Origin of the sequence: Streptomyces sp. Rer75, from assembly GCF_013414305.1 — a bacterium.
GTDB lineage: Bacteria > Actinomycetota > Actinomycetes > Streptomycetales > Streptomycetaceae > Streptomyces > Streptomyces himastatinicus.
On sequence record NZ_CP058693.1, the window covers coordinates 7,091,255 to 7,118,021 of the forward strand.

Sequence of the window (26,767 nt, forward strand, 5' to 3'; positions counted from 1 at the left end):
GTGGACATCGACATGAGTGCCCTGCGGGGTCTGGTGCGGGAGAAGGAGATCTCGTTCGACCTGCTGGTCGAGGCGATCGAGTCGGCTCTCCTCATCGCTTACCACCGCACCGAGGGAAGCCGCCGGCGGGCCCGGGTGCAGCTGGACCGCAACAGTGGCCATGTGACGGTGTGGGCCCGGGAGGACGCCGACGATCTCGAGGAGGGCGAGGAGCCCCGCGAGTTCGACGACACCCCCTCCGGCTTCGGCCGGATCGCCGCCATGACCGCCAAGCAGGTCATCCTCCAGCGGCTGCGGGACGCCGAGGAGGAGATCACCTTCGGCGAGTACGCGGGGCGGGAGGGCGATGTCGTCGCGGGCGTCGTCCAGCAGGGCAAGGACCCGAAGAACATCCTGGTGGACATCGGCCGGCTCGAGGCGATCCTGCCGTCGCAGGAGCAGGTGCCCGGCGAGGACTACGCGCACGGCACCCGGCTCCGTACGTACGTCGTACGAGTGGTCAAGGGCGTGCGCGGGCCGTCGGTGACCCTTTCGCGTACGCATCCCAATTTGGTGAAGAAGCTCTTCGCGCTCGAGGTGCCGGAGATCGCGGACGGCTCGGTGGAGATCGCGGCGATCGCCCGTGAGGCGGGGCACCGCACCAAGATCGCCGTCCGGTCCACCCGTTCGGGCCTGAACGCGAAGGGCGCGTGCATCGGCCCGATGGGCGGCCGGGTGCGCAGCGTGATGGCCGAGCTGCACGGTGAGAAGATCGACATCGTCGACTGGTCGGACGACCCCGCCGAGCTGGTGGCGAACGCGCTGTCCCCCGCCCGGGTGAGCAAGGTCGAGGTGGTTGACCTGGCGGCCCGGTCCGCGCGGGTCACCGTGCCGGACTACCAGCTGTCGCTGGCGATCGGCAAGGAAGGGCAGAATGCCCGGCTCGCGGCCCGGCTCACGGGCTGGCGGATCGACATCCGGCCGGACACCGATCAGTCCGCCGAGCAGGCCTGAACAGGGTCGATCAAGGCTGATTCAAGCCGCGGACACCCGGGATCCAGCCGAAATCGAGTGACGGTTCGATCACTCCCCCCAAGGGGTGAGGTCGGCGCAGGGAGGTAGACTTAAGCAGTGTCTGGCCGCACACGAGCTCGTGCCTGCCCTGAGAGAACCTGTGTGGGATGCCGGGACCGGGCGGCCAAGGACGATCTGCTGCGCATCGTGGCGGTCGAGGGCGTTTGCGTCCCCGATCGGCGCGGTACGCTGCCCGGTCGGGGAGCTTATATGCACCCGACACGGATCTGTTTCGACCTGGCGGTTCGCCGCCGGGCCTTTCCCCGGGCCTTCAGGGGACCGGGGGCGCTCGACACCACGGACGTGCGCCGCTATGTCGAGCACCAGGGTGACCAGTCACCCCAGTAAGAAGCTGGAAGAACGGCACGGGACAACCGTGCGGTCAGGTACCTCGCGAGTCGGAAGTAGGTCGAGATTGCGATGAGCACTCGATGAGTACGCGATGAGTACGCCCATGAAGTAGCGACGGTCCGGCGGTAACCCGGACCTAAAAGGAGCGAAGTGGCTAAGGTCCGGGTATACGAACTCGCCAAGGAGTTCGGCGTTGAGAGCAAGGTCGTCATGGCCAAGCTCCAGGAGCTCGGTGAATTCGTACGTTCGGCGTCCTCGACGATCGAGGCGCCGGTTGTCCGTAAGTTGACTGACGCTTTCCAGGGTGGCAACGGCTCCGGCCGTGCCTCCGGCAAGCCCTCGGCGCCGCGCAAGGCGACGCCCAAGCCCCCGACGCCGGGTCCGGCGTCGGCGGCCCGTCCCGCTGCCCCCAAGCCCCCGACGCCCGGCCCCAAGCCGGCCGCCGCCGAGGGCCCGCGCAGCACGCCGTCCGCGGCGCCCACTCCGGGCCCGCGCCCGACCCCGGGTGCCCGCCCGACGCCCGGCCCCAAGCCGGGTCCGGCGCAGCCCGCGACTCCGGCGCAGCCCGAGTTCACCGCCCCGCCGGCCACCCCCGGCCCCAAGCCCTCCCCGGCCAAGCCGGGCCCGGGCGGCCCCGGCAAGCCGGGCGCCACGCCCGGTCCGCGCCCCGGCGCCCGTCCCGGCCCCGGTGGTCAGGGCGGCCAGGGCGGCCAGGGCCAGGGTGGTCAGGGTCAGGGCGGCCAGGGCGGCCGTTCCGGCGCCCCGCGTCCGGGCCAGGAGCGCCCGCGTCCGGGCGGCGGCCGTCCGGCCGGTCCGCGTCCGGGTAACAACCCCTTCACCTCCGGTGGCTCCACCGGCATGGCGCGCCCGCAGGCGCCCCGTCCCGGCGGCGGCGCCCGTCCGGGCCCCGGCGGCCAGGGCGGTGCCGGTCCGCGTCCGCAGGGCGGCGGCCAGGGCGGTCCCGGTGCCGGTCGCGGCCAGGGTGCGGGCGGTCCCCGTCCCACTCCGGGTTCGATGCCGCGTCCGCAGGGCGCCCAGGGCGGCGGCCCCCGTCCCGGCGGCGGCTCCGGCGGCCCGCGTCCGAACCCGGGCATGATGCCGCAGCGTCCGGCCGCGGGTCCGCGTCCGGGCCCCGGTGGCGGCGGCGGTCGTGGTCCCGGCGGTGCCGGTCGTCCCGGTGGTGGCGGCGGTGGCCGTCCGGGTGGCGGCGGCGGTTTCGCCGGTCGTCCCGGTGGTGGCGGCGGCGGCCGTCCGGGTGGCGGCGGCGGTTTCGCCGGTCGTCCCGGTGGCGGCGGTGGCCGTCCGGGCTTCGGCGGTCGTCCGGGTGGTCCCGGTGGCCGTGGTGGCACGCAGGGTGCGTTCGGCCGTCCCGGCGGTCCGGCGCGTCGTGGCCGTAAGTCGAAGCGGCAGAGGCGCCAGGAGTACGAGGCCATGCAGGCCCCGTCGGTCGGCGGCGTGATGCTGCCTCGCGGCAACGGCCAGACGGTCCGGCTGTCGCGTGGTGCGTCGCTCACCGACTTCGCGGAGAAGATCAACGCCAACCCGGCGTCGCTGGTCGCCGTGATGCTCAACCTCGGCGAGATGGTCACCGCGACCCAGTCGGTCTCCGACGAGACGCTCCAGCTCCTCGCCGACGAGATGAACTACACCGTCGAGATCGTCAGCCCGGAGGAGGAGGACCGCGAGCTTCTCGAGTCCTTCGACATCGAGTTCGGCGAGAACGAGGGCGGCGAGGAGATGCTCGTCGCGCGTCCGCCGGTGGTGACCGTCATGGGTCACGTCGACCACGGTAAGACGCGCCTGCTGGACGCGATCCGCAAGACCAACGTGGTCGCGGGCGAGGCCGGCGGCATCACCCAGCACATCGGTGCGTACCAGGTCTCGACCGAGGTCAACGAGGAAGAGCGCAAGATCACCTTCATTGACACCCCGGGTCACGAGGCGTTCACCGCCATGCGTGCCCGTGGTGCCAAGTCGACCGACATCGCGATCCTCGTGGTGGCGGCCAACGACGGTGTGATGCCCCAGACGATCGAGGCGCTGAACCACGCCAAGGCGGCCGACGTGCCGATCGTGGTCGCGGTCAACAAGATCGACGTCGAGGGCGCGGACCCGACCAAGGTGCGCGGTCAGCTGACCGAGTACGGCCTGGTGGCCGAGGAGTACGGCGGCGACACCATGTTCGTCGACATCTCCGCCCGTCAGGGTCTGAACATCGACGAGCTGCTCGAGGCCGTGGTCCTCACCGCGGACGCCTCGCTCGACCTGCGCGCCAACGCGGAGCAGGACGCGCAGGGCATCGCGATCGAGGCGCACCTGGACCGCGGCCGCGGCGCCGTGGCCACCGTGCTGGTCCAGCGCGGCACCCTGCGGGTCGGCGAGACGATGGTCGTCGGCGACGCGTACGGCCGCGTCCGGGCGATGCTCGACGACAACGGCAACCAGCTCCAGGAGGCGGGTCCCTCGACCCCGGTCCTGGTGCTCGGTCTGACCAACGTGCCGGGCGCGGGCGACAACTTCCTCGTCGTCGACGAGGACCGCACCGCCCGTCAGATCGCCGAGAAGCGCGCCGCGCGCGAGCGCAACGCCGCCTTCGCCAAGCGCACCCGCCGGGTCTCCCTGGAGGACCTGGACAAGGTGCTCAAGGCCGGTCAGGTCCAGCAGCTCAACCTCATCATCAAGGGCGACGCGTCCGGTTCGGTGGAGGCCCTCGAGTCCTCCCTGCTCCAGCTCGACGTCGGCGAAGAGGTCGACCTGCGCGTCCTGCACCGCGGTGTGGGTGCGGTCACCGAGACGGACATCGACCTGGCGACCGGCTCCGACGCCATCGTCATCGGCTTCAACGTGCGCGCCGACGGGCGTGCCACGCAGATGGCCGAGCGCGAGGGCGTGGACGTCCGCTACTACTCGGTCATCTACCAGGTGATCGAGGAGATCGAGGCGGCCCTCAAGGGCATGCTCAAGCCGGAGTACGAAGAGGTCGAGCTGGGCACGGCGGAGATCCGCGAGATCTTCCGCTCGTCCAAGCTGGGCAACATCGCGGGTGTCCTCATCCGCTCCGGCGAGGTCAAGCGGAACACCAAGGCCCGCCTCCTCCGGGACGGCAAGGTCATCGCGGAGAACCTCAACATCGAGGGCCTGCGCCGCTTCAAGGACGACGTCACCGAGATTCGCGAAGGCTTCGAGGGCGGTATCAACCTCGGCAGCTACAACGACATCAAGATCGACGACGTCATCGCGACGTACGAGATGCGCGAGAAGCCGCGCGGCTGACGCGCGCCTCTCATCCGGGGCCGGTCGGCGGAGAATTTCCGTCGATCGGCCCCGGCCCTTGCGTGTACGGTTCGAGAAGCCTGAACCTCGAAGGCCCCACGGGTGGCTTGACCCGGACCGCATGTATGTAGGGACGTTGTCCTTTGACCTGCTTCTCGGCGACGTACGGTCGCTGAAGGAGAAGCGCTCCGTCGTCCGCCCGATCGTCGCCGAGCTGCACCGCAAGTACGCGGTGAGCGTGGCGGAGGTCGGCGACCAGGACCTCTACCGCAGGGCCGAGATCGGCCTCGCGGCGGTCTCCGGGGACGCGGGCCACCTCAACGACGTCCTCGACCGCTGCGAGCGGCTGGTCGCGGGGCGGCCGGAGGTGGATCTGCTGTCGGTGCGACGGCGGTTCCACGGTGGCGACGACGAGTGAGGGCCGGGGAATCGGCGGCCGGTCGATGACCGTCCCTGTTCATCGATGACTGAAGCGAAGAAGAGAGAAGAAGACGCATGAGCGACACCGCGCGGGCACGCAAGCTGGCGGACCGCATCCGGGTCGTGGTCGCGGAGACCCTCCAGCGGCGGATCAAGGACCCGCGGCTCGGCTATGTGACCATCACCGACACCCGGATCACCGGTGATCTGCGGGAGGCGACCGTCTTCTACACGGTCTACGGCGACGACGAGGAGCGCGCGGCCTCGGCCGCCGCCCTGGAGAGCGCCAAGGGCGTGCTGCGGTCGGAGGTCGGACGGCAGACCGGGGTGCGGTTCACCCCGACCCTGACGTTCGTCCCGGACGCCCTGCCGGACAACGCCCGCACGATCGACGACCTCCTCGCCAAGGCCAAGGCGGCCGACGCCGAGGTCCGGGAGGCGTCCTCGGGCGCCACGTACGCCGGTGACGCCGATCCGTACCGCAAGCCGGGCGAGGAGGAGGCGGACGGGGACGACGACGAGTCTCCCTCCGACGGCAAGGGTGCCGCGGACGCATGACACGCAAGGGCAGGGCCGGTTCCGGTGCGCCGGACGGCCTGGTGATCGTCGACAAACCGGCCGGGTTCACCTCGCACGACGTCGTCGCGAAGATGCGCCGCTTCGCCGGTACGCGCCGCGTCGGGCACGCCGGGACGCTGGACCCGATGGCCACGGGCGTGCTCGTGATCGGCGTCGAGAAGGCGACCCGGCTGCTCGGCCATCTGGCGCTGACCGAGAAGGAGTACACGGCCACGATCCGGCTCGGCCAGACCACGGTCACCGACGACGCCGAGGGGGAGATCACCTCCTCCGGCGGGGCGGCGGGGACCGCGCTGAGCGCCGTCGAGGCCGGGATCGGCGAGCTGACCGGGGACATCCAGCAGGTGCCGTCCAAGGTCAGCGCCATCAAGATCGACGGCAAGCGGTCCTACACCCGGGCCCGGGAGGGCGAGGAGTTCGAGATTCCGGCCCGGCCTGTCACCGTCTCGTCCTTCGTCCTCCATGAGGCCCGCGAGGCGAAGGCCGAGGACGGCACCCCCGTCCTCGACCTCGACGTCACGGTCGTGTGCTCCTCGGGTACGTACATCCGCGCCCTGGCCCGCGACCTCGGCGCCGGGCTCGGCACCGGCGGCCATCTGACGGCGCTGCGCCGCACCCGCGTCGGCCCGTACGGGCTGGAGGCCGCGCGGAAGCTGGAGCAGCTGGAGGAGTCCCTCCAGATCATGCCCATCGCCGAGGCCGCGGCCGCTGCCTTCCCGCGCTGGGACGTCGACGCGCACCAGGCCCGGCTGCTGGGGAACGGCGTACGGATCGACATGGCGCCGCGCGAGGGCGCCGGAGCGGGCCCGGTGGCGGTCTTCGGGCCTGACGGGCGCTTCCTGGCCCTGGTGGAGGAGTCGAAGGGCCGGGCCAAGAGCCTCGCCGTCTTCGCATAGGGGTTCCGCGGGCCCCCGCCGACCGGCCTCCGGTGCACGGCGGGGGCAGGCGGCATGGCAGTCTTAGACCTGCGAAAGCAAAAGCGAAAGCGATAAGTCGGCAGTCGAAGGTTCGGGCGAGGAGCGGGCATAGTGCAGCGCTGGCGTGGCTTGGAGGACATCCCCGAGGACTGGGGGCGCAGCGTCGTCACGATCGGTTCCTACGACGGAGTGCACCGCGGGCATCAGCTGATCATCGGCCGCGCGGTGGCCCGCGCGCGGGAGCTGGGCGTACCGGCGGTCGTGGTCACCTTCGACCCGCACCCGAGCGAGGTCGTGCGGCCCGGCAGCCATCCGCCGCTGCTCGCCCCGCACCAGCGGCGCGCGGAGCTGATGGCGGCGCTGGGCGTGGACGCGGTGCTGATCCTTCCGTTCACCCAGGAGTTCTCGCGGCTCACCCCCGCCGACTTCGTGGTGAAGGTGCTGGTCGACAAGCTCCACGCGCGGGTCGTGGTGGAGGGCCCCAACTTCCGCTTCGGCCACCGGGCCGCCGGGAACGTCGACTCGCTGCGCGAACTGGGCACCACCTACGACTACGAGGTCGAGGTGATCGACCTGTACGAGCGCGGCGAGGCGGGCGGCGGCGAGCCGTTCTCGTCCACCCTGGTGCGCAGGCTGGTCGCCGAGGGGGACGTCACGGGCGCCATGGAGGTCCTGGGGCGGCCGCACCGCGTCGAGGGCGTCGTGGTCCGCGGCGCGCAGCGCGGCCGCGAACTCGGCTTCCCCACGGCCAATCTGGAGACGCTGCCGCACACCGCGATCCCGGCCGACGGGGTCTACGCGGGCTGGCTGACGGCCGAGGGCGAGTCCATGCCCGCGGCCATCTCGGTCGGCACCAACCCGCAGTTCGACGGGACCGAGCGGACCGTGGAGGCGTACGCGATCGACCGGGTCGGTCTGGATCTGTACGGGCTCCATGTGGAGGTGGACTTCCTCGCCTTCCTGCGCGGCCAGGAGAAGTTCGACTCGATCGAGGCGCTGCTGGAGCGGATGGCGGCCGATGTGAAGCGGGCGAGCGAGCTGGTGGAGGAGTACGACAGCAACCGCTGAACGCAGTCATACGACGGCGATCGCCCCGCCGGGCCGGTTCATCCGGTCCGACGGGGCGATCGCCGTTCGTACGGGGCTACTGCTGGGGCGGGGGCGGCGGCTGGTGCTGCCACGGCTGCCCCTGCTGGCCCTGTTGCTGAGGCGGCTGCGGCTGCCCCTGCTGCGGCGGCTGCCCCTGCTGCGGCGGCTGCGGCTGGCCCTGTTGCGGCCCGGTCTGCCAGGGCTGACCGGGCTGGGGCTGCTGCTGTGCCTGGTTCGGCTGCTGCGGCGGGTACCAGCCCTGCTGCGGGCCGGGCTGGCCGGGCTGACCGGGCTGCCCGGGGTAGCCCGGGTGCTGCGGCGGCTGCCCCTGCTGCGGATAGCCGTACCCGTACGGCGGCGGCTGCTGGCCCTGCTGCGGCGCGTACGGCCCCGGGTAGGGCTGCTGGCCCTGCCCGGGCAGCGGCGGGGCCATCTGCGGCGGCTGGGCGCCGCCGTCGGCCGTCCACAGCCCCTGCGCCTGCTGCGCGCGGGAGAAGTCCTCGGCGACCATGGCGGAGAGGTTGAAGTACGCCTCCCGGGTCTTCGGGCGCATCATGTCGAGGTCCACCTCGGCGCCCGCCGAGAGATGCTCGTCGAACGGCACGACGACCACCCCGCGGCAGCGGGTCTCGAAGTGCGACACGATGTCCTCGACCTTGATCATCTTGCCGGTCTCGCGGACCCCCGAGATGACCGTGATGGAGCGCTGGACGAGGTCGGCGTAGCCGTGCGCGGACAGCCAGTCGAGCGTGGTGCTCGCGCTGCTCGCACCGTCCACGGAGGGCGTGGAGATGATGATCAGCTGGTCGGCGAGGTCGAGCACCCCGCGCATCGCGCTGTAGAGCAGACCGGTGCCCGAGTCGGTGAGGATGATCGGGTACTGCTTGCCCAGGATGTCGATGACGCGGCGGTAGTCGTCGTCGTTGAAGGTCGTCGAGACCGCCGGGTCCACGTCGTTGGCGAGGATCTCAAGACCGGAGGCCGCCTGCGAGGTGAACCGCCGGATGTCCATGTAGCTGTTGAGGTACGGGATCGCCGTGACCAGGTCGCGGATGGTCGCACCGGTCTCGCGCCGCACCCGGCGGCCGAGCGTGCCCGCGTCGGGGTTGGCGTCGATCGCGATGACCTTGTCCTGGCGCTCGGTGGCCAGCGTCGAGCCGAGCGCGGTGGTCGTCGTGGTCTTGCCGACGCCGCCCTTGAGGCTGATCACCGCGATGCGGTAGCACGAGAGGACCGGCGTACGGATCAGCTCCAGCTTGCGCTGCCGCTCCGCCTCCTCCTTCTTGCCGCCGATCTTGAACCGCGAACCGGCGGCGTTGTTCTTCTTGGGCTTCTGCTTCCCGCGGATGAGCCGGTCCGAGGACAGCTCGACCGCCGCCGTGTACCCGAGCGGGGCGCCCGCGTTGCCCTGTCCGGCGCTCGGGCGCTGCTGCCGCTGGTCGGGCGCGGCGACGGGCCAGCCGCCGGTACGGGGATCGGCCGCCGGGGCGCCGCCGGCGTCGGGGCGCGGGTAGCCGTAGCCGTCCTGCGGCTGTGGCGGCTGCGGCTGCTGCTGATGCGGGGCGGGCGGCGGGTACGGGCCCTGGCCCTGGCCCTGCTGAGGCCCGGGTGCGGGTGCGGGTGCGGGCGCGGGTGCGTCGGGGCGCGGATAGCCGTAACCGTCCGGCGCGGGCGCCGGGGGCTGCCCGGCCTGCGGATAGCCGTACTGCGGAGCCTGGGGCGCCTGAGGTGCCTGGGGTCCCTGCGGGGCCGGGGGAGGAGCCTGGGGCCCCTGCGGAGCCTGCGGGTGCTGCGCACTCTGCGGCCCCTGGGGACCATGCGGCCCCTGGGGACCATGCGGCCCCTGGGGACCATGCGGCCCCTGGGGACCATGCGGCCCCTGGGGACCATGCGGTCCCTGGGGACCGTGCGGCGCCTGGGGGCCCTGCGGGCCGGGCGCGGCAGGCCCGCCCTGATGAGGGTAACCACCTTGCGGGGCAGCCGGGTTCGGCGCCGCGGGCTGCGGCCCGGGCGTCCCGGCGCCCGGACCGGGGGCGGGCTGGCCCTGCGCACCCGCGGCCGGCGGCGCCCAGGGACCGGCCTGCGGCGGCAGCGGCCCACCGGCCGCGCCGGGCCCGCCCGTACGCTGCTCCGGAACCTGGGCCGGGCCCCCGCCCGTACCGCCCGACTCCGGCGCGGCGGGCTGGAAGTCCGGCGGCAGGGGCGGCAGCCCGGACTGCGGAGCGGCGGGCGGCGCCCAGTTGTTGCCGGTCTCCTGCGGCGGCGTGGCGTCGGCCGCCCCCTCCTGCGGCTCTCCCTCGGCGCTCGCCGCCTTGGCGCGCTCCTCGGCCTCCCGGCGCAGCGACGCCGCGGAGAAGCGCATGGTGCCCTCGCTGCGCACCTCGCCGGTCCCGGCGTCGGAGTCGCCGTCGGCCCCGGCGGCGCCGGATTCCGCGTCGGCGGCCTGCTTCCGCTCCGCGATCTCGCGTCGCAGCGAGGCGGTGGAGAACCGCACCGTGGAACTGCCCGCCACGGCGCCGCTGTCGTCGCGCTCGTCGGCGTCGGCGCCCGCCTCGGGGGCCTCGGGCGTCTTGGGGGAGGCGACCGGCGGGACCGGGGGCGCGGCGGGCGCCAGCGCGTAGTCGTCGTCCTCGGCCGAGGCGTCGGGAAGGTCGGACGCATGCTGCTCGACCCGGCCGCCTTCCGGCTCGCCGTCAGCCGGGGCCGGAGCGGCCGGGCTTGAGGCGAAGCCGGACGAAGAGGGTGTTCCGCCGGTCTCCTCGGCCCGCGACCTGACCTCCGCCTCCGCGTCGTCCGCGTCCTCGGCCGTCCCCTCCGGCGCGGCTTGGTGCACGGAGGCATCGCCCGGCGCGGGCTCGGCGGAAGGCGCCGGGGGCGGGGGCGTCCACGCCCCCTGGAACCCGTTCGGGTCCGGCGGCCCGGGTACGGACACCGGGGTGCCCGTCGGCGGAGGCGGCGGCGGGGGCGGCGTCGTCCCGGCCCCCGTGTCCGTCCCGGGTCCTGCGGCGGGTGGTGCCGACGGCGAAGCGTTCTGCGTGTACCAGGCAGGTGGGGTGTAGTCGATGGTGAACTCGCCCGTGTGCTCGGTCTCGGCGTCGGACCGATCATCGCCGGGTGTGGTTCCGCCCGTGCGGATCTCGTCCCGATCGCTGCTCACAATGCCTCCTGGTGTGGTCGAACACCCTTGAAATTCATGGCGAGGCCGATCTGTTGCCGATCGCTACTGTCGTCCGACCGTTCGGCTTTCCCCTTTTGTGACGCCGGGGACACCTGATCAGGTTCGTCACCGTGCGCATACCAAGCCTAATCACGAGAACCGCCCGGACGGCAGGCCCGTCCCGGCGCTCGCAAGCGTCCGATGGGTCACGTCTCCTCGCCGTACCGAGAGATGATCAGTACGGAATCCCCTCGAATCACCCCAAGGGCGGACTAGTCGACTCGGCGCGGCGATCCCAGCAGCCCCGTCTCGGCGTCGGTCGCCTGGAGCGCCACGGCCTGCCGTGCCTCCCGGGTGCACCACAGGGTGACCCAGTCCTGGAGGGTTGACAGCGCGGTGACGTCGGGTCGGGGGAGGGCCATGATCCTGCCTATCTCCTCCGCCTCGTCGGGCGAGACGCGCTGGATCCCGACCAGTCCCGCGTGCTCCAGGAGCCGGGGCGCGACCGGGCTCAGATACGGCAGCAGGGTCAGCACCGACTGCCACGGCAGGGCGGACACCCGGCCGCGCGGCGGGCGCATGCCACAGTCCCGGATGACCAGCACCGGGCTGCCCACCGACGGCCCTTGGGGCGGGACCCGGCCCACGTCGAAAACGGTCATGCACTGCTGCCCGCCGCCCGCGACCTGCACCAGGTTGGCCCACAGATGCGGCCGCCCGGTCTCGATGGCGACCCGGGCACCGGTGGCTGCCGCCCGGAAGGCCAGCACCTGCGCGGTCCACAGCCCCCCGACGAGCACCACGTCGAACGGCTCGGGCCGGTTGAAGCCCAGCACGGCAGGCTGGTTCTGGCCGTCCACGCCGATGATGACGCCGTCGTCACCGACCGGCAGGGCGAGCGCGTCGAGCTGGTCCGCGGTGAGCGTCTGGCGGCCGCGGCGGGGTCCGATGAGTCCGAAGCCGGGGCGCGTCCTGTGCCCGCCCGACGCGGCCGGGGGGTTGGGGGCGGGGGTGGACGGAGAAGAGGTGGACGGAGTGGAAGTGGCCATGGCCATCAGCGAGTACCTCCCAGCGGAAGCGTGGCGAGCACGCCGGGCAACTGCTCGCGATCGAGACGTACGAGCCCGACCCGCACCCCGCGCGCCGCGCGCTCCAGCGCCTTGCGGGCGGTGATCAGATCGGTGTCATTGCGGCCGGTGATGCGGATGTGTCCGTTGACCGTGGAGGTGTTCCGGCCGCCCTCGCCCTGGGTGAGCGTCAGGCTGAAGGTGCTCGCGAGGGCGGGCATGGAGGTCAGCAGCGCCACCAACTGGGGCAGCGGCACGGCTCCCGTGCCCACCTGCGGCCACCGGCCCACCCAGTAGGTGGTGTGCCAGCGGTCGTCACAGCGCCAGGCGCGCGAGGTCTCCGCGGTCCGGCGCGCCGGAGTGCTCGCGCGCCCCGCCTGGGTCGTCGCGTTCGGGTTGACGCACGCCGAGGTGGCGATGGCCGTGGCCAGTTCGCCCTCGGCCAGCGCCCTGGCCGTGAAACCGGCTCCGGTGAGGCGGCTGGCCAGCTGGTCGACCGAGCGCAGCAGACAGCGCTGAGCGCCCTCCAGGCCGCCGCCGCGCGCCTCGATGGCCTCCGGGCACAGCTCGGGATGGAGCTTGAGCGCCACCCAGGTCAGCCGGACGGCGGGCGCCCCGGCGTGCTCCTGGAGCGGGGCGTAACTGCGCGCCGCCGCGGCCTGCTCCGGCAGATGCGGCGCGGGCGCGGGCTGCGCGTGCTGGACGACCTGTACGGACTCCAGCCGGATCCCGTCCACCTCCAGCGCGTCGTGCAGCAGCGCGAGGGGGAGCGGCCGCTTGTCCCGCATCGGCCGCAACGGGGCGTCGTGCGACTGGACCTGGAGAATCGCCGTGAGGAACGTGCCGTCGCCGATCATGCCGATCTCGCGCCGGTCCCGGGAGAGGTACGCGTACGTCCGCAGTGCCGGATCGCATTCGACGGCGGGGGCGAGCGAGGGGTCGAGACCGGCCGGAACGGGCTCCTTGGCGAGCCGCTGACGGGCCCGGAGCGCGCTGATGGAGATGAGCCAGTCGGTGAACGGCTGCTGCCGGCGGCGCAGCACCGCGAGCAGCACGAGCACCAGGGCGACCACCCCGGCGGGAACGAGCAGCAGCGAGTCGACGGTCCAGGCGACGACGAGGACCGCGGCGGCGACCTCCACCAGCACGAGTTGGTGCAGCCGTACGGGGCCGAAGCTCCCAGTGCGTGAGGGCTGGCGCGGTGCGGCGGTGCGCGCGTGGGTGGCAGAGCTCATCAGGGAGGCCGCCCCTTGTCCTGGTCTCGTCCTGGTCGATTGTGTGATTACGGTATCGGAAAGGCCGCGTGAGGGTGGCGCGGGTATCAGCTGGGCCGAGTGGGTGAGTAATCTCCCCTGTGGCGACCAAGCGCAGGCACGTGCGCAAGAACAACACGGGGAGAAGCGGGCTAAGACATGGCATCGCGGCGGGATGAGCTCAGCGCCTACACCTTTGCGAAGAAACGAATGGTTGCCTCGTTTGTGCAGCCATCGCCCACCGTCATGGATGACGGCGCTCCGCGCCCGGTGCGCGCCTTTCTCCCCGGCGTCATCGTGGGCGCGCTGGTCCTGGCGGGTTTCGGGGCCTGGGGAATGTTCAGGCCGACCGCGCCGCAGGGCTGGGACGACACCGCGGCCCACATCATCGTCGGCAACGAATCCACGTCGCGTTACGTGATTCTGTCGACGGACGGAAAGAAGCAGCTGCATCCCGTCCTCAACCTGGCCTCCGCGAAACTCGTCCTCGAGTCCGGCAAGTCGGACATCATTCGGGTGAAGGACTCGCAGCTCGACAACGGCGACATACCGCGCGGCCCGACGATCGGAATTCCGTACGCACCGGACCGCATGCCGGCAGCCGATGACGCCGTCGAGCAGAAGCGCTGGGCGGTCTGCGAGCAGCCCGGTGGCGGGCAGGACAAGTCCACGCAGAAGGCGGTCTTCCTCTTCGCCGACCGGGAGGCGTCGAAGGTCCAGGGTGCGCAGCGGCTGCGCGGCAGCCAGGCGATGTACGTCGAGGGCAGCAAGGGCCGCTACCTGGTGGACCCGTCCGGCAAGAAGTACCTCCTGGGCGGTCCCCAGGGGGAGAAGAGCATGACCCCGCAGCAGTACGACCTCCTGCTGCGGACCCTCTTCAAGCAGGGCGCCGAGCCGCAGAAGGTGACCGACGACTGGCTGGACACGCTGAAGGACGGCGCGCCGGTGGAGTTCCCCTCGGTGCCGGGACAGCCGGGCGCGTCGGCCGGGGTCGACTCCCTGCCGGACGAGGCCGACAAGGTGGGGACGGTGCTCCAGGCCCAGACGGGCGGCGGCACCCAGCACTACGTCGTGTTGCGGGGCAAGGTGCAGCCGGTTTCGGGCTTCGTCGCCAATCTGCTGCTCAACAGCGAGCAGCTGTCCAGCCTCAACCAGCTCGGCAAGCCGATGAAGGTCAACGCACAGGACTTCGTCTCCGACTCCGAGGTCTTCGCCGAGGACACCGCCTGGCCCGCCGAGGCGCCGAGCCAGGTCAACTCCGTGGAAGGGACGGCCGGTTCCCAGGCCAGGGACACCGTCTGCAACGTCCTCACCAAGGTCAGCGCCAACGGCACGCCCACGCTGGAGACCTGGGCGGGCGCGGACTACCCCGCGCCCGTCGTGGACGGTGGCAGCAGCGCGTACGTCACCCCCGGTACCGGCCTCTTCTACCGGCAGTACCAGGGGCGGGCCACGAACACCGGCCAGACCTTCCTCATCACCGACACCGGCCTGCGCTACCAGGTGCAGTCCAACAGCGACAGCAGCGCGGGCAAGTCCAAGATCGGCGGTTCCGCCGACGAGCAGAAGGCCATGACCGAGGGGCAGAGGGCGGCCAACGAGGCGCAGACCAGGCTGGGTTACGGCGACGTGAAGCCGGTGCCGGTTCCGCAGAACTGGTCGCAGTTCCTTCCGATCGGGCCACGGCTCGACCTCAACAGCGCCCGACAGCCGCAGGGTTCGTGACCATGGGAAACCGACACATGAGGCGGGCGGCCGCACTGTCGTCCGCGACCGTACTGGCGTGCCTCACCGGGGCGACGGGCGCGACGGAGCCCGTCGCCGCCGCGGCCACGTCCGTGGACGGCAACGGCCAGTGCACGTTCCCGATGAAGAAGCAGATCAAGGGAACGCCCTGGTCGCTTCAGCGGCTGGTGCTGGACCGGCTGTGGGAGGACACCAAGGGCAAGGAGAAGGACGGTGACCCGGTCAAGGTCGCCGTCATCGACACCGGCGTGGACAACACCAACGTCCAGCTGAAGTCCGCGGTCGACGCGTCGAGCGGCGCGAACTACCTGTCCGTGCCGAAGGACGTCTCCGGCGCCGACCGCAAGCGGGCGCAGAGCCCCACGTACGACGAGGTCGGGCACGGCACCAAGGTCGCGGGCATCATCGCGGCCCGGCCCCGTCCGGGCACCGGTTTCGTCGGCCTGGCCCCGGACGCGAAGATCATCCCGCTCAAGCAGAACAACGCCGAGGGCAAGGGCACGCCGGAGATGATGGCGCGGGCCATCCGCAAGGCGGTGGACGAGGGCGCCCGCGTCATCAACATCTCCCAGGACACCAAGGGCGCCCGCTCGCAGCAGGACTTGGAGCTGGCGATCGCCCACGCGATCGACAACAACGTGGTCGTGGTCGCCTCCGCCGGGAACGACGGCGCCGACGGCAAGTCGAAGCGCACCTACCCGGCCTCCTACCCGGGGGTCCTCGCCGTCGCCGCCTCCGACCGCAACAACGAGCGCGCGTACTTCTCGCAGAGCGGCGACTTCGTCGGGGTCGCGGCGCCGGGCGTGGAAATGGTCTCCACCGTGCCCAAGGGGGGCCAGTGCGTCGACAACGGCACCAGCTTCGCCGCCCCCTACGTGGCCGGTGTCGCCGCCCTCATCCGCGCCAAGCACCCGGACTGGGAGCAGAACGAGGTCGTCGCCCAGATCGAGCAGACCGCCGAGCGCGGCGTCAACGGCCGTGACCGCTACATCGGCTGGGGCGTGATCGACCCCGTCAAGGCCCTCACCGACGACGAGCAGGCGATCCAGCGGCCCACCGTCGACAACGGCTCGGCCAAGAACATCCCGAAACCCGATCCGGGCAAGCTCATCCTGGGCGAGACCCCCCACGAGCGCAGCGTGCGCCTGGCCACGTACGCCCTGGGTACGGGCGTGGTCGTGGTGGCCATCACCGCGGGCGGCGCGATCGTCCTCCGCGATTGGCGGCGCCGACGCGGGGTGTGAGTCCCACGTTCCCCATCCGTTCCACTCGTTCCAGCCCTGTAACAACCCGACGGCCCATGGTCATGGACACGGGGACGGTGGCTAGAGTGGTGCCTTGACAACTTCGATCCGATGTACACGGGGTGGCTGGTCGATGGGACGCCCCGAGGCATCCGATTCATGGGGGAAGGTGTGCCATGTCGGAAAAGCTCCGCGTAGAAGGCCATGATTTCAAGACGCTGGAAAGCGCCATCGATTGGATGGAGGGCCAGCTGACCCAGCGGGTCGGCAAGCTCAACGGTGTGATCGACGAGATCGAGGGGCACTGGAAGGGCATCGCGGCCGGCGCCTACAACAACCTCCAGACGGAGGTCAACAACGACGTCCGCCGCGTCAACCAGCTGCTGAGCTTCACCAAGGAGCTGGTGAAGGCGAGCCGGGACGGCTTCGACGCCGAGGAACAGGAGCAGCTCAGGAAGATCAACAGCGTCGGGGGTGGCCAGAGCGGCATCCTGGGCTCCTTCCACGCTTCTTGATCCTTCTTGACCCTTCCGCTTCGTATCAGGAGTTAGTGCTCAATGGAAATCACATACGAGGGTGTCGTCAACGCCTCGACCACGGTCAAGAGCGAGGCCGACCAGCTCAAGACCGACCTCGACACCATCATGAGGAAGTGCAAGGCCGTCTCCGAGTCGTGGTCCGGTGAGGCGCAGCGGGCGTTCAACGAGCGTCAGCACGAGTGGAACCAGCGCGTTAACCACCTGCACACGACCCTCGTCGAAATCTCGAAGAGGCTGCTGGAGGCGACGGAGGGCTACAAGGCCAATGACCACCGTCAGGGCCAGCGCTTCGCGCAGGGGTAAGAGACGCAGCGCACAACCTGCGGTCGTGTCGTGGGTGCGGGACATCGCGGCCCTGGCCGCGTGTCCCGCACCCACGACTGCCGTATGTCGATACACGGAGGAGGTGTTTCATGGCTGAGTCGGTACCGGACGGGGGGAGCTCTGCTAAGTCTCCTTCGTCGCCGAAACTCGACGCTCCCAGTGAGTCCTTGCAGGAATTCAAGAAGCGCGTCGACAGACTTCTGACGGAACTGGACAAGTCGACCGCCGCGCACGGCAAGCTGAGCGAACAAAAGGTGGCCGCCACCGCCTACGGCGCCTTCGAGCAGGCGACGACGCTTGCCGAGGCGTACAACAAGGCGCACAGCCGTCTGCAACTGCTCTCCCGCATCCTGGGTGAGCAACTGGAGGCGATGGGCATCACGGTGGGCGCGGCCGACGGCGACTACCAGGAGATGGACCAGGAGCACGCGCGGCGCCTCAAGGCGATTCAGGCGCGCACCAGCAAGTACTACGAGCAGTATCAGAAGGAGCACGGTCATAAGGGCGGCGGCAAGCCTGATGACGGTGTCGAGACCGGCAACGGTAAGCAGGCCGAAGACGGCGGCATTTGATCGGGAACGGGGGATCAGGACATGAGCGAGCCGAAGATGTGCTACAGCATCACGACTTTCGACGGAATGTCCTTCGAGAAGATGCTCAGTTTGGTCGCCGGTACGGATGAAGAAGAGATCATCCGTAAGGGCAACGCCCTCACTAGCGCGGGGGCTGAGCTGGACAAGATCGGCGACGAGCTCAAGAAGCGTGTCGGCAGGGTTACCTGGGACGGCGAGGGTGGCGACGCCTTCCGTGAGTGGGGTGACGACTTCGCCAAGCAGGCGCTGAAGCTGTCGAAATACGTCGGTGACGTCGGCAAGGCCATGGAGCACGCGGGCGAGACACTGACCCAGGTGAAGAAGGCGATCCCGAAGCGTCCGGATGGCACGGGTGTGTGCTACGCGGACGCGGACAAGGAGAAGGAACGCCTCGAGACGCTGAAGGAGCTGGAGCCCGAAACCCGCACGCAGATGTTGAGGCTGGCGGGCAGCTACGGGACGCAGGCGGGGGCCATGGACCTCTCCGGGCAGGACGAGCCGGTCTTCAAGCCGCTGCCGAATGCGGCCATACCTGACAGTTTCATTGAAGGCGGGCAGGAGTCGTACGGCTCCTCCGGCGGCTCCGCAGGAACCGTGTCCTCGGCAGGTGGCGGGGCGCCGAGTGCCCAGCATGCCGTCCAGGACTCGACATTCTCCCCGGGGCATGTCACCAATCCATCCGCTCCGGGGGGAGGTGGCCATGTCACCGTTCCGGACGCGACCCACACCAACATCGACGGTGTGAAGGACCTGCCGCGCACGGATCCCGCACCGGCTCCCTCTGCGCCCCCACCCACACCCACGGGGCAGCAGGGGCCCGGCCGCGAAGTCACGGGCCTGCCGGTCACTCCGCCTGTCTCCCCGTCCCCGGGGCTGGGCAGGTCCGGTCCGCCCGTGAGTCCGGTCGGGCGGACGGGCGGCCCCAGGCTGGGAGGCGGCAAGGGGCTCGAGTCCATCAACGCCCGGCCCGTCACCAACCCCATGCGCGCCGACAGGGAGGTCGTCGGCGGTATGCCTCCCCGCCAGACACCGACGAGCGGCGATGCCCGGACCGCTCGCGGCCCGGTCATCGGCGGCGAGCAGGGCCGTACCACCGGCCGCACAGGAGCCCCGACGACCACCGGCCAGGGTGTCGTGGGCGGACGGCCCGTCACGGGTGCCCCGTCCCGCGGGTCGGCGTCCTCGGCCCGTCCGGGCAGGATGGCCCGTTCCGCGAGCGAACTCAGGGTCAACGGGGAGTTCACCCAGGGAGGAAGTGGTCTCGTCCGGGGCGGCACCGGAGTGTCCGGTGCGCCGTCGAAGAACGATTCGCGTCGGTCCAAGAAGCGTGACGGCGGAGAAACCCCCGACTACTTGACCGAGGACGAGGAGACATGGACCGGGGGAGAGCGCCGAAACGTGCCTCCCGTGATCGAGTAAGGCCCGCCGCCCGCACAAGCCTCTGATGACGAGCACAGGACGAACAGGCACTATGGAACAAACGCTCACTCAGGTCCGGAGCCGGGCATCGGCAGTCCTCGCGCTGCTGGCGTCCTTGCTCGTCATCATGGGGCTCGTCGCGCCCTCCGCGCTGGCGGAGAACATGCGGGAACGCCAGTGGTACCTGGACGCCATGCAGGCAGAACGCATGTGGAAGGTCAGCTCCGGCAAAGGCGTGACCGTTGCCATGCTCGACAGCGGTGTCGATGCCTCTGTGCCGGAGCTTCGGGGGAAGGTTCTGCCGGGGAAGAACTTCGTCGAGCCCGGTGCTGACGCCCGTACCGACCCGAAGGGGCACGGCACGGCCATCTCGCTGCTCATCGCCGGAAATGGAGCCGGTGGCCAGGGCGTCAAGGGCCTCGCTCCCGATGCGCGCATTCTCCCACTCACGGTGACCGGCTCGACGAAGGAATCCGGGAACACCACTGTTCCGAGCCTCACCAAGGCCATTCGATACGCGGCCGACAGCGATGCACAGATCATCAACATGTCCCTGGCCTTCCAGGACTACTCGCTCGAAAAGGGTGAGAGGGAACAGCTCCAGAAGGCGGTCGACTACGCGATCGGACGCGGCAAACTGCTGCTGGCCGGTTCGGGCAACGACGGAAATACGTCGAACGACGTCACCTATCCCGCGGCCAGTGACGGCGTGGCCGGAGTCAGCGCCATCGACAAGTCTTTGGCGGCGACCAAGTTCTCGAACCACGGCTCCTTCGTGGCTCTCGCGGCACCGGGTGAGGATATTCCGACCAGTTGTATCGGGAAATCCGGGTACTGCAAAACCTGGGGCACCAGCCAGGCCACCGCCATCACCTCCGGCGCCGCCGCCCTCATCTGGGCCAAGCACCCCAAGTGGACCGGAAACCAGGTACTCCGGGTCATGATGGAAACCGCCGGCAAGCCCGCCGACGGCAAAATCCCCAGCCGCTACCTCGGCTACGGCACGATCCGCCCGCGCTACAACGTCCTGGAGAACAAGGGCGACCCGGGCCCGGCCGACGTGAATCCCCTCGTGGCCGCCAAGAAGCCGGATTCCCCCTCCCCGTCCAAGGACGCCCCGTCCACCGCCCCGAAGGGCGGTGCCGAGGCCGGTACCGCCGCCGAGGGCACCGAGGACGGCGGCGGCAGCGCGATGCCCTGGATCCTGGGAGCGGGGGTTGCCGTGGTCGTGGTCGGCGGTGGGGCCTTCGTCTTCCTTCGCCGCCGTAGCGCTCAGCGTTTCTGACTGTCCTTCAAAAATATCCGGCGACGAGCTGAATTCGTCATGCGCGCGTTCACCCACTCATCATCGAGGTCGCTTTCGGTATGCCCTGAACCGTGGGCGTGCTAGCGTGCACGACACGTTTGAGCCACGCGCTCTGCAAATGCCTCGTAAACGGTCAGATAGGGGGAAGCGTGACTGACGAGATCTTTCGAGGAATGCAGGAGTTCCAGCAATATGCGGAGAAACTCCAGCAGCTCATGACGGATATGCAGGATCAGGTTCCGCAGCACGCCACGGGCGAGGACGCCCAAGGTGCCGTCAGTGTGACGCTGGGGCCTGATCGGCTGCCCGAGTCCATCAAGGTCGCGTCCGACTGGCAGCGTCGGCAGCCTCCCGAGAACCTCGGCCCGTCCGTCGTCGACGCGTACGGCTCCGCCATGAGCGAGCAGATGGAAGGCTGGTCGCGCACCCTCGAGCAGTCGGGCTGGGAGGAACGGGCCGCGGAACTCGAGGGCATGCCCGACGTCCCCGGTTCGGGAGCGGGGCCCGTCGCGCCTCCGGAGGTGCCCCGGCAGGATCGGGACCCCGTCCGTCCGAGGCCCATGGAGGACGTGGTCGAGGACACCCTCTCCGGGCTCGACGCCCTGGACGGGCTGGACGTGGACTCGTTCCGGGCTCCGGAGGTCACGGGAGAGGCGGCCGCCCGCCGGGTCGTCATCGGCCTCACCGCGCACACCCTGGTCTCCTGCGAAGTGGATCCGCAGTGGGCCGCCCAGCAGTCGTCCATCCGGTTGAGCCAGGCGCTCAACGAGGCGCTGAGCCATGCCCGGGCCAAGCTGGAGGACGTCCAGAGTCCCGGCGCGGCCCAGATCGCGGACCTGAACCCACAGGGCCTCATGAACGAGTTCCTGGCCATACTCAACGACCCGCAGCGGCTGCTCTGACGTGTTCACTGGCTCGGAAAGGAACTGAAGCCCCATGGCGAAGGACCGTCTCAAGGTCATCACGGACGCCATTCGCTCCGAGGCCGGCATGTGGGACAAGCAGGCCACGGCGATCGGCGAAGTCGGCACCACCATCAAGGGCATGCGGCCCAGCCGGCTCGAGTACGGCATGTATCAGATATTCGTCGGTGCCTATCAGGACGTCATCGATCACCTCTCGGCTCGTTGTGCCGAGGGGGAGAAGCGGATGACGGAAATCGCCGACGCCTTGGTCAAGAACGCGAAGGCGTACGACAACCACGAAGCCGACACCAAGAAGTCTGTGGAAGAAGCCTACTAGTACCGAACGGTGCTCGGGGAACGGGGAGAGTAATGGCATTCAGTCAATCGGCATTCGAAGACCTCATCGAAAAGATCAACGAGAAGTTGAAGAAGGCCGGTGAGCTGTTGGACAAGATGGTCGACGGAGTCAACGGCTTCGCGGGCAAATGGTACATTCCCGATTCTGTGGCGAAGCCGATCATCGCCGCCGCGAACAAGCTCGTCGATTTCGTCAACTGGATCCTCAAGAAGATCGGCGAATTCTTCAAGGGCGTCGTCGCCCCGGTGATGCTCTTCCTGGACTCCCTCGACTGGCAGGACAAGAAGGTCCGCGGCAAGGCGAGCACCGCCTCCTCCACCACGGCGAAGGGCAATCTCCAGGCCCCGAAGGAGTGGAAGGGCGAAGGAGCCGACGCCTATACGGGTGCCATCTGGACTCAGTCTTCCGCCGCCGGCCAGGTCAGCAGCAACGCCGACTCGGTCGCCACCAGTCTCCTCGTCGCCGCCGGAGCGGGACTCGCCTTCTACGGAGCCATCGCCCTCTTCCTGGTTCAGTTCATCCCTGCCCTGGGCGCTGCGGCCGCCGCCGGCGCGACCGGTATCGGTCTGATCCCCGCCGCGATCGCCGCCATCGGAGAAGGAACCGCCGGGTGGGTGCTTCTCACCACCGCCTCGATCGCTCTGGCGACCGTGCTCGGCGACCAGGTGCAGACCCTCGCCGAGCTGAAGGGCCAGGCGGGCGACAACAGCGCGTTCCCGAACGGCCACTGGCCGATCGGCACCGCCTGACCGGACCACTTTTGGAGTGAACCTGTGTACGGACCTCGTATCGCCGGAGTGAGCATCGCCGTACTGGCGTTGCTGTGGCTGATGATGCCGGTCCTCACCGACTGGGCGGTCGTACCGTCCAAGCCGGTGGGGGTGATCCTCTGCGTGCTGGTCGTGGCCTGTCCGGCGATCGGCGAGGTGTTCACGAAACGGCAGCAGCAGCGCAACCGCCGCTGACCACAACCGCACAGCGGTAGGGGCTCGTCGAAGATTCGACGAGCCCCTACCGCTGTCCGGTCCCGCTGTGCGCGGCCGCCTTACTCCTCCGGCAGCCACGCCGTCTGGATCAGCGACGCCCCGCCGCGCCGCGAGACGAACACGCCCCGTCCCGGCGGCAGCGGACGCGCCTTGACCTGCCCGAGCAGCTCACCCTCGCCGGGCGAGCCCGACAGGACGACGCCCTGCGCGCCCAGCTCCTTGAACCGCTGCATGAACGGCTCGTACGAGGAGCGCCCGGCGCCTGCCGTCGTCCGCGCGACGATGATGTTGACGCCGGCGTCCCGCGCGTAGGGAAGGTTGTCCACCAGCTCGGACATCGGGTTTCCGGACGACGTGGCGACCAGGTCGTAGTCGTCCACCACGATGAAGGCCCGCGGCCCCGACCACCAACTGCGGTTGCGCAGCTGCTGCGGGGTGACGTCCGTCCCCGGGATGCGCTGGCTGATGAGGGTGTTCATGTCGGCGATGTACTTCTCGAACGCGTCCTGCGTCGTGCCGTAGCCGACCAGATGGGACTGCGGTGCGACCTCCAGCAGGCTGCGCCGGTAGTCGCCGACGACGATGAGTCCCTCTTCCGGCGTGTACCGCTCGGTGATCTGCTTGATGAGCAGGCGCAGCAGCGCCGTCTTCCCGGACTCCGTCTCGCCGTAGACGGCGAAGAAGGGGTCGCTGTCGAAGTCGACGAAGACCGGCTCGAGGTTCATCTCGTCGATGCCGATCGCGACGCCCCGCTGCGGCTGCTCGTGCCCGCCCGGGATCTCCCGTACCGACAGCATCCGCGGCAGCATGCGCACCTGCGGTGCGTGCGGGCCGGGCCAGTTGTCGACCGTCGCCTTGACGAACTCGGAGGTCGCGTCGGCCAGGTCCTCGGCGTTTCCGGTGACGCCGTCGATGCGCGGCAGGCTGCTGAGGAAGTGCAGCTTGTCGGGGGTGAGACCGCGGCCCGGGTTGCCCACCGGCACGTTCGCGGCGATCTTACGGTTCAGCTCCGAGTCCATCGGGTCGCCGAGCCGCAGCTCCAGCCGGGCGAGCAGCTGGTCCTTGAGCGCCGCTCGCATCTCCATGTAGCGGGTGACGGTGACGACCAGGTGCACACCGAGTCCGAGGCCGCGGGTGGCGATGTCGGCGACGACCGGCTCGAGCATCTCGTAGTCCGTCTTGAACGACTGCCAGCCGTCGATGACCAGGAAGATGTCGCCCCAGGCCTCGCCCGGCAGCTGCCCGGCCGCGCGCATCTGCCGGTAGGTGCCGATCGAGTCGATGCTGTTGTCCCGGAAGAACTCCTCGCGCCGGTTCAGTACGCCGGTCACCTCGGCGATCGTACGGCGGATCTTTTCCGGGTCCAGCCGCGAGGCGACCCCGCCCACGTGCGGCAGCCCCTGCACCGCGACCATGCCGCCACCGCCGAAGTCCAGGCCGTAGATCTGCACCTCGTGCGGGGTGTGGGTGAGCGCGAAGGCCCCCATCAGGGTGCGCAGCAGGGTCGACTTGCCGGAGCGCGGGCCGCCGACGATCAGCATGTGGCCCTGCGCGCCCGAGAAGTCGTGGTAGAGGATCTCCCGGCGCTGCTCGATCGGCTTGTCCACCATGCCGAGCGGCACGCACAGACCGCCGCTGCGGGCGTAGCCGCTCGCGTGCAGCCCGCGCTCGGTGGAGACCGCCAGCTGGGGCACCAACTGGTCCAGCGGGGACGCCTCGGTCAGCGGCGGCAGCCACACCTGGTGCGCCGCCGGGCCGCGTCCCTCCAGACCGCGCACGATGACGTCCAGCACGGTGTCGGCGAGCGCGTCGTCGACGCGGTTGCTCTCCGGGGTGTACGTGTAGTCCGGCTCCGGCTCGGCGAACCGGACCGGCACCGGGGAGGCGGTGAACAGCACCGGCCGGCGGTCGGTCGGCAGCGGTCCGCTGCCCGTGATGGTCGTCGTCGTGGACCGGTAGACCCCGGACACGTACGCCGCCTTGAAGCGGACCATCTCCTCGGTGCCGAACTTGAGGTAGCCGGAGCCGGGCACGGACGGCAGGTGGTACGCGTCCGGCACACCCAGGGCCGTACGGGACTCCGCCGCGGAGAACGTCCGCAGACCGATGCGGTACGACAGGTACGTGTCCAGACCGCGCAGCCGCCCCTCCTCCAGGCGCTGCGAGGCCAGCAGCAGGTGCACACCCAGGGACCGGCCGATGCGGCCGATCTGGATGAACATGTCGATGAAGTCGGGCTTCGCCGTCAGCAGCTCGCTGAACTCGTCGATGACCAGCACGAGCGAGGCCAACGGCTCCAGCGGACTGCCCGCGGCACGCGCCTTCTCGTAGTCGTGCATGTTGGCGTAGTTGCCCGCGGAACGCAGCAGCTCCTGGCGGCGCTGGAGCTCACCGGTGATCGAGTCGCGCATGCGGTCGACCAGCGTCAGATCGTCCGCGAGGTTGGTGATGACCGCCGCGACGTGCGGCAGTTCCGCCATGCCGGAGAAGGTCGCGCCGCCCTTGAAGTCGGCGAGCACGAAGTTGAGCGTCTCCGAGGAGTGGGTGACCGCCAGGCCCAGCACCAGCGTCCGCAGCAGCTCCGACTTGCCGGAACCGGTGGCGCCCACGCACAGCCCGTGCGGGCCCATGCCCTCCTGGGCCGCCTCCTTGAGGTCCAGCATGACCGGGGCGCCGCTCTCGCCGACGCCGATCGGCACCCGGAGCCGCTCCGCCGTCGAGCGGGGCCGCCAGGTGACCGCGGTGTCGACGGACGCCGCGTCGCCGAGCCCGAGCAGATCGGTGAACTCCAGGTTGGTCAGCAGCGGCTCGTCGTCCCCGCCGCCGCTGGACACCCGCATCGGGGAGAGTTGCCGGCTCAGCGCCTCGGCCGCGGGCAGCGGCAGCGCGTCCGGCACGCCCTCGTACACCGCCGACGCCGACTCCACCTGAAGCAGACCCGGTCGCACGATCAGCGACAGGCCGCCGCGCAGCTCGTCCAGCTCGCCCCGGATGACCTCCAGCACGGTGACGCCCTGGAGGCCCTCCTGAGCGGCCAGCATCGAGTCGGGCGGTACGAAACCACCGTCCAGGATGACCACCACGTGCGGCTGGTCCAGCAGCGGCTGCCCGTCCCGGTTGAACCGCGAGCGGCCCTCCAGATGGCTCTTCAGCAGGTCCTCGACCTCGGCCAGGTTGTCGCCGAACAGCCGCTTGGTGCCCGCTCCGTCCACCGTTCCCGGCACCTGCGTATGCGGCAGCCACTTGACCCAGTCCCACTCGTCCGTGGCGCCCGAAGCGGCCACCACCGCGATCACCAGGTCCTCCGGAGAGTGCAGCGCGACCAGGCTCGCCACCAGCGAGCGCGCGGTGCCCAGGGTCGTCTCGGGCTCCCCGGAGACCGTCATGTGGTAGAAGGCGCGCAGGCTCACGGCCATCGGCATGCCCTCGAGCGTCCGGTGGGCCGCTATGAACTGCTGCATCGCGCCCGCCGACAGCGGCTCCAGCTCCTCCACCGGGGCCGTTTCCGGCGCCACCAGCGGCGTCCACAGCTCCTGCGGGCCGAGCCCGATCCGCACCTGGACGAAGTCGTCGTCGGTGATGCGCCGCTCCCACAGCCGGCTGCCCTCCGCCACGAGCGACCAGAGCTGCTCGGGGGAGGGGTGCAGATAGAACTGCGCGTCCCGCTGCTTGCGCGCGGTGCGCTGCACCTGGCGCCGCGTCTTGGTGAGGTACTTGAGGTAGTCGCGGCGGCCCTCCACGGCCTCGCCCTGCGCCCCCTTGCGGTACCGGATGAGCTGAGCGATGGCCATCGCGACCGTCGACAGCAGCATCATCACGCCCATGATCTTCATGAACGGTGCCGAATTCGGCATGAAGAAGAAGACCACCGACGAGCCCATGCCCAGCATCGGCAGCAATTGCATCGCCATGCCCTCCTGATCGCCGCGAGGCAATTCAGGAGGTGATTCGAGCCGGAGCTCATCCGCGGACATCCCGGGCGGAGTCACCCTAGGCGGGCGTTTCACGATGATGTGGCTCATCGGCCTATCTATCCCCCGATGCGGGCTGAACGATTGACGACCGGTCGAGGCCGGCACCCACGCTTCAGGGCGCGTCCTGGTGGCGCCTGCCCGGCAATGTGCTGATCCTACGTGTACGGACGACAAACGGCGCCGGGTAGGGTGACGTTCCGCACGCGCAGCCACA

22 protein-coding genes are annotated in these 26,767 nt (G+C 70.2%); 18 read left to right on the forward strand and 4 right to left on the reverse strand.

What is annotated here, in order from left to right; genetic code table 11:
- The 7 genes from nusA (at window position 1) to HYQ63_RS30630 (ending at window position 7,661) form a co-directional block, all read left to right on the forward strand.
- Window positions 1–993, forward strand: coding sequence for a transcription termination factor NusA (gene nusA, locus HYQ63_RS30600; protein ID WP_179937048.1), 993 nt, complete (start codon window positions 1–3; stop codon window positions 991–993).
- A gap of 117 nt (window positions 994–1,110) precedes the next feature.
- Window positions 1,111–1,401: a YlxR family protein gene (locus HYQ63_RS30605; protein WP_179937049.1), complete on the forward strand. Its 291-nt coding sequence runs from the start codon at window positions 1,111–1,113 to the stop codon at window positions 1,399–1,401.
- Window positions 1,402–1,554: 153 nt separating this feature from the next.
- Complete coding sequence (gene infB / locus HYQ63_RS30610; protein WP_179937050.1) at window positions 1,555–4,677, forward strand: translation initiation factor IF-2; 3,123 nt, start codon at window positions 1,555–1,557, stop codon at window positions 4,675–4,677.
- Window positions 4,678–4,798: 121 nt separating this feature from the next.
- A complete protein-coding gene (locus tag HYQ63_RS30615; protein ID WP_179937051.1) occupies window positions 4,799–5,095 on the forward strand; it encodes a DUF503 domain-containing protein in 297 nt (98 codons plus the stop codon).
- Between the two features lie 77 nt (window positions 5,096–5,172).
- Window positions 5,173–5,655, forward strand: a complete 483-nt coding sequence (gene rbfA / locus HYQ63_RS30620) for a 30S ribosome-binding factor RbfA (RefSeq protein ID WP_179937052.1) — start codon at window positions 5,173–5,175, stop codon at window positions 5,653–5,655.
- Window positions 5,652–6,572 carry a tRNA pseudouridine(55) synthase TruB gene (gene truB, locus HYQ63_RS30625; protein ID WP_179937053.1) on the forward strand — a complete coding sequence of 307 codons (921 nt, stop codon included), beginning with the start codon at window positions 5,652–5,654 and terminating at the stop codon, window positions 6,570–6,572. Before rbfA ends, truB begins: the two co-directional genes overlap by 4 nt.
- 132 nt (window positions 6,573–6,704) lie before the next feature.
- A complete protein-coding gene (locus tag HYQ63_RS30630; RefSeq protein WP_179937054.1) occupies window positions 6,705–7,661 on the forward strand; it encodes a bifunctional riboflavin kinase/FAD synthetase in 957 nt (318 codons plus the stop codon).
- Window positions 7,662–7,737: 76 nt separating this feature from the next.
- Here the strand turns inward: HYQ63_RS30630 and HYQ63_RS30635 are convergent, their stop codons facing one another.
- The 3 genes from HYQ63_RS30635 to eccE all read right to left on the reverse strand — a co-directional run bounded on the left by HYQ63_RS30635 (window position 7,738) and on the right by eccE (window position 13,141).
- The gene (locus HYQ63_RS30635) at window positions 7,738–10,839 is read right to left on the reverse strand and encodes an SCO5717 family growth-regulating ATPase (protein ID WP_179937055.1); all 3,102 of its coding nucleotides are present in this window, start codon (window positions 10,837–10,839) and stop codon (window positions 7,738–7,740) included.
- 272 nt (window positions 10,840–11,111) lie between these two features.
- Window positions 11,112–11,894: a hypothetical protein gene (locus tag HYQ63_RS30640; protein ID WP_373689162.1), complete on the reverse strand. Its 783-nt coding sequence runs from the start codon at window positions 11,892–11,894 to the stop codon at window positions 11,112–11,114.
- Entirely contained in the window at window positions 11,894–13,141 is a 1,248-nt protein-coding gene (gene eccE / locus HYQ63_RS30645; protein WP_179937057.1) for a type VII secretion protein EccE, read from the reverse strand. Before eccE ends, HYQ63_RS30640 begins: the two co-directional genes overlap by 1 nt.
- Window positions 13,142–13,318: 177 nt before the next feature.
- On the opposite strand from eccE, the gene eccB reads away from it, so the two are divergent.
- The 11 genes from eccB (at window position 13,319) to HYQ63_RS30700 (ending at window position 22,558) form a co-directional block, all read left to right on the forward strand.
- Window positions 13,319–14,884, forward strand: a complete 1,566-nt coding sequence (gene eccB, locus HYQ63_RS30650; RefSeq protein ID WP_179937058.1) for a type VII secretion protein EccB — start codon at window positions 13,319–13,321, stop codon at window positions 14,882–14,884.
- A gap of 17 nt (window positions 14,885–14,901) precedes the next feature.
- Window positions 14,902–16,149: a type VII secretion-associated serine protease mycosin gene (mycP, locus tag HYQ63_RS30655; protein WP_257232253.1), complete on the forward strand. Its 1,248-nt coding sequence runs from the start codon at window positions 14,902–14,904 to the stop codon at window positions 16,147–16,149.
- Window positions 16,150–16,325: 176 nt separating this feature from the next.
- Window positions 16,326–16,664: a WXG100 family type VII secretion target gene (locus tag HYQ63_RS30660; RefSeq protein ID WP_179937060.1), complete on the forward strand. Its 339-nt coding sequence runs from the start codon at window positions 16,326–16,328 to the stop codon at window positions 16,662–16,664.
- A 42-nt stretch (window positions 16,665–16,706) separates the two neighbouring features.
- Window positions 16,707–16,991, forward strand: a complete 285-nt coding sequence (locus tag HYQ63_RS30665; protein WP_179937061.1) for a WXG100 family type VII secretion target — start codon at window positions 16,707–16,709, stop codon at window positions 16,989–16,991.
- A gap of 110 nt (window positions 16,992–17,101) precedes the next feature.
- Window positions 17,102–17,584, forward strand: coding sequence for a hypothetical protein (locus HYQ63_RS30670; protein ID WP_179937062.1), 483 nt, complete (start codon window positions 17,102–17,104; stop codon window positions 17,582–17,584).
- 21 nt (window positions 17,585–17,605) lie between these two features.
- Window positions 17,606–19,024 carry a WXG100 family type VII secretion target gene (locus HYQ63_RS30675; RefSeq protein WP_179937063.1) on the forward strand — a complete coding sequence of 473 codons (1,419 nt, stop codon included), beginning with the start codon at window positions 17,606–17,608 and terminating at the stop codon, window positions 19,022–19,024.
- Window positions 19,025–19,049: 25 nt separating this feature from the next.
- Window positions 19,050–20,309, forward strand: a complete 1,260-nt coding sequence (gene mycP / locus HYQ63_RS30680; protein ID WP_257232254.1) for a type VII secretion-associated serine protease mycosin — start codon at window positions 19,050–19,052, stop codon at window positions 20,307–20,309.
- 170 nt (window positions 20,310–20,479) lie between these two features.
- Window positions 20,480–21,232: a hypothetical protein gene (locus HYQ63_RS30685; protein ID WP_179937064.1), complete on the forward strand. Its 753-nt coding sequence runs from the start codon at window positions 20,480–20,482 to the stop codon at window positions 21,230–21,232.
- Window positions 21,233–21,266: 34 nt separating this feature from the next.
- Window positions 21,267–21,572 (forward strand): type VII secretion target, encoded by a 306-nt coding sequence (locus tag HYQ63_RS30690; RefSeq protein WP_179937065.1) that lies wholly within the window; start codon window positions 21,267–21,269, stop codon window positions 21,570–21,572.
- Between the two features lie 32 nt (window positions 21,573–21,604).
- A complete protein-coding gene (locus HYQ63_RS30695; protein WP_179937066.1) occupies window positions 21,605–22,342 on the forward strand; it encodes a hypothetical protein in 738 nt (245 codons plus the stop codon).
- A 48-nt stretch (window positions 22,343–22,390) separates the two neighbouring features.
- Entirely contained in the window at window positions 22,391–22,558 is a 168-nt protein-coding gene (locus HYQ63_RS30700) for a hypothetical protein (RefSeq protein ID WP_179937067.1), read from the forward strand.
- Between the two features lie 80 nt (window positions 22,559–22,638).
- On the opposite strand, the gene eccCa is transcribed toward HYQ63_RS30700, so the two are convergent.
- Complete coding sequence (gene eccCa, locus HYQ63_RS30705; RefSeq protein WP_179937068.1) at window positions 22,639–26,601, reverse strand: type VII secretion protein EccCa; 3,963 nt, start codon at window positions 26,599–26,601, stop codon at window positions 22,639–22,641.
- Window positions 26,602–26,767: the final 166 nt, after the last annotated feature.

Bases quoted from the DNA above. Each gene is read 5' to 3' on its own strand.
- HYQ63_RS30640 (WP_373689162.1), bottom strand. From the start codon at position 11,894: ATGGCCATGGCCACTTCCACTCCGTCCACCTCTTCTCCGTCCACCCCC.
- HYQ63_RS30695 (WP_179937066.1), top strand. From the start codon at position 21,605: ATGGCATTCAGTCAATCGGCATTCGAAGACCTCATCGAAAAGATCAAC.
- mycP (WP_257232253.1), top strand. From the start codon at position 14,902: ATGAGGCGGGCGGCCGCACTGTCGTCCGCGACCGTACTGGCGTGCCTC.
- rbfA (WP_179937052.1), top strand. From the start codon at position 5,173: ATGAGCGACACCGCGCGGGCACGCAAGCTGGCGGACCGCATCCGGGTC.
- mycP (WP_257232254.1), top strand. From the start codon at position 19,050: ATGACGAGCACAGGACGAACAGGCACTATGGAACAAACGCTCACTCAG.
- eccB (WP_179937058.1), top strand. From the start codon at position 13,319: ATGGCATCGCGGCGGGATGAGCTCAGCGCCTACACCTTTGCGAAGAAA.
- truB (WP_179937053.1), top strand. From the start codon at position 5,652: ATGACACGCAAGGGCAGGGCCGGTTCCGGTGCGCCGGACGGCCTGGTG.
- HYQ63_RS30665 (WP_179937061.1), top strand. From the start codon at position 16,707: ATGGAAATCACATACGAGGGTGTCGTCAACGCCTCGACCACGGTCAAG.
- eccCa (WP_179937068.1), bottom strand. From the start codon at position 26,601: ATGAGCCACATCATCGTGAAACGCCCGCCTAGGGTGACTCCGCCCGGG.
- HYQ63_RS30660 (WP_179937060.1), top strand. From the start codon at position 16,326: ATGTCGGAAAAGCTCCGCGTAGAAGGCCATGATTTCAAGACGCTGGAA.
- HYQ63_RS30615 (WP_179937051.1), top strand. From the start codon at position 4,799: ATGTATGTAGGGACGTTGTCCTTTGACCTGCTTCTCGGCGACGTACGG.
- HYQ63_RS30690 (WP_179937065.1), top strand. From the start codon at position 21,267: ATGGCGAAGGACCGTCTCAAGGTCATCACGGACGCCATTCGCTCCGAG.
- HYQ63_RS30670 (WP_179937062.1), top strand. From the start codon at position 17,102: ATGGCTGAGTCGGTACCGGACGGGGGGAGCTCTGCTAAGTCTCCTTCG.
- eccE (WP_179937057.1), bottom strand. From the start codon at position 13,141: ATGAGCTCTGCCACCCACGCGCGCACCGCCGCACCGCGCCAGCCCTCA.
- HYQ63_RS30675 (WP_179937063.1), top strand. From the start codon at position 17,606: ATGAGCGAGCCGAAGATGTGCTACAGCATCACGACTTTCGACGGAATG.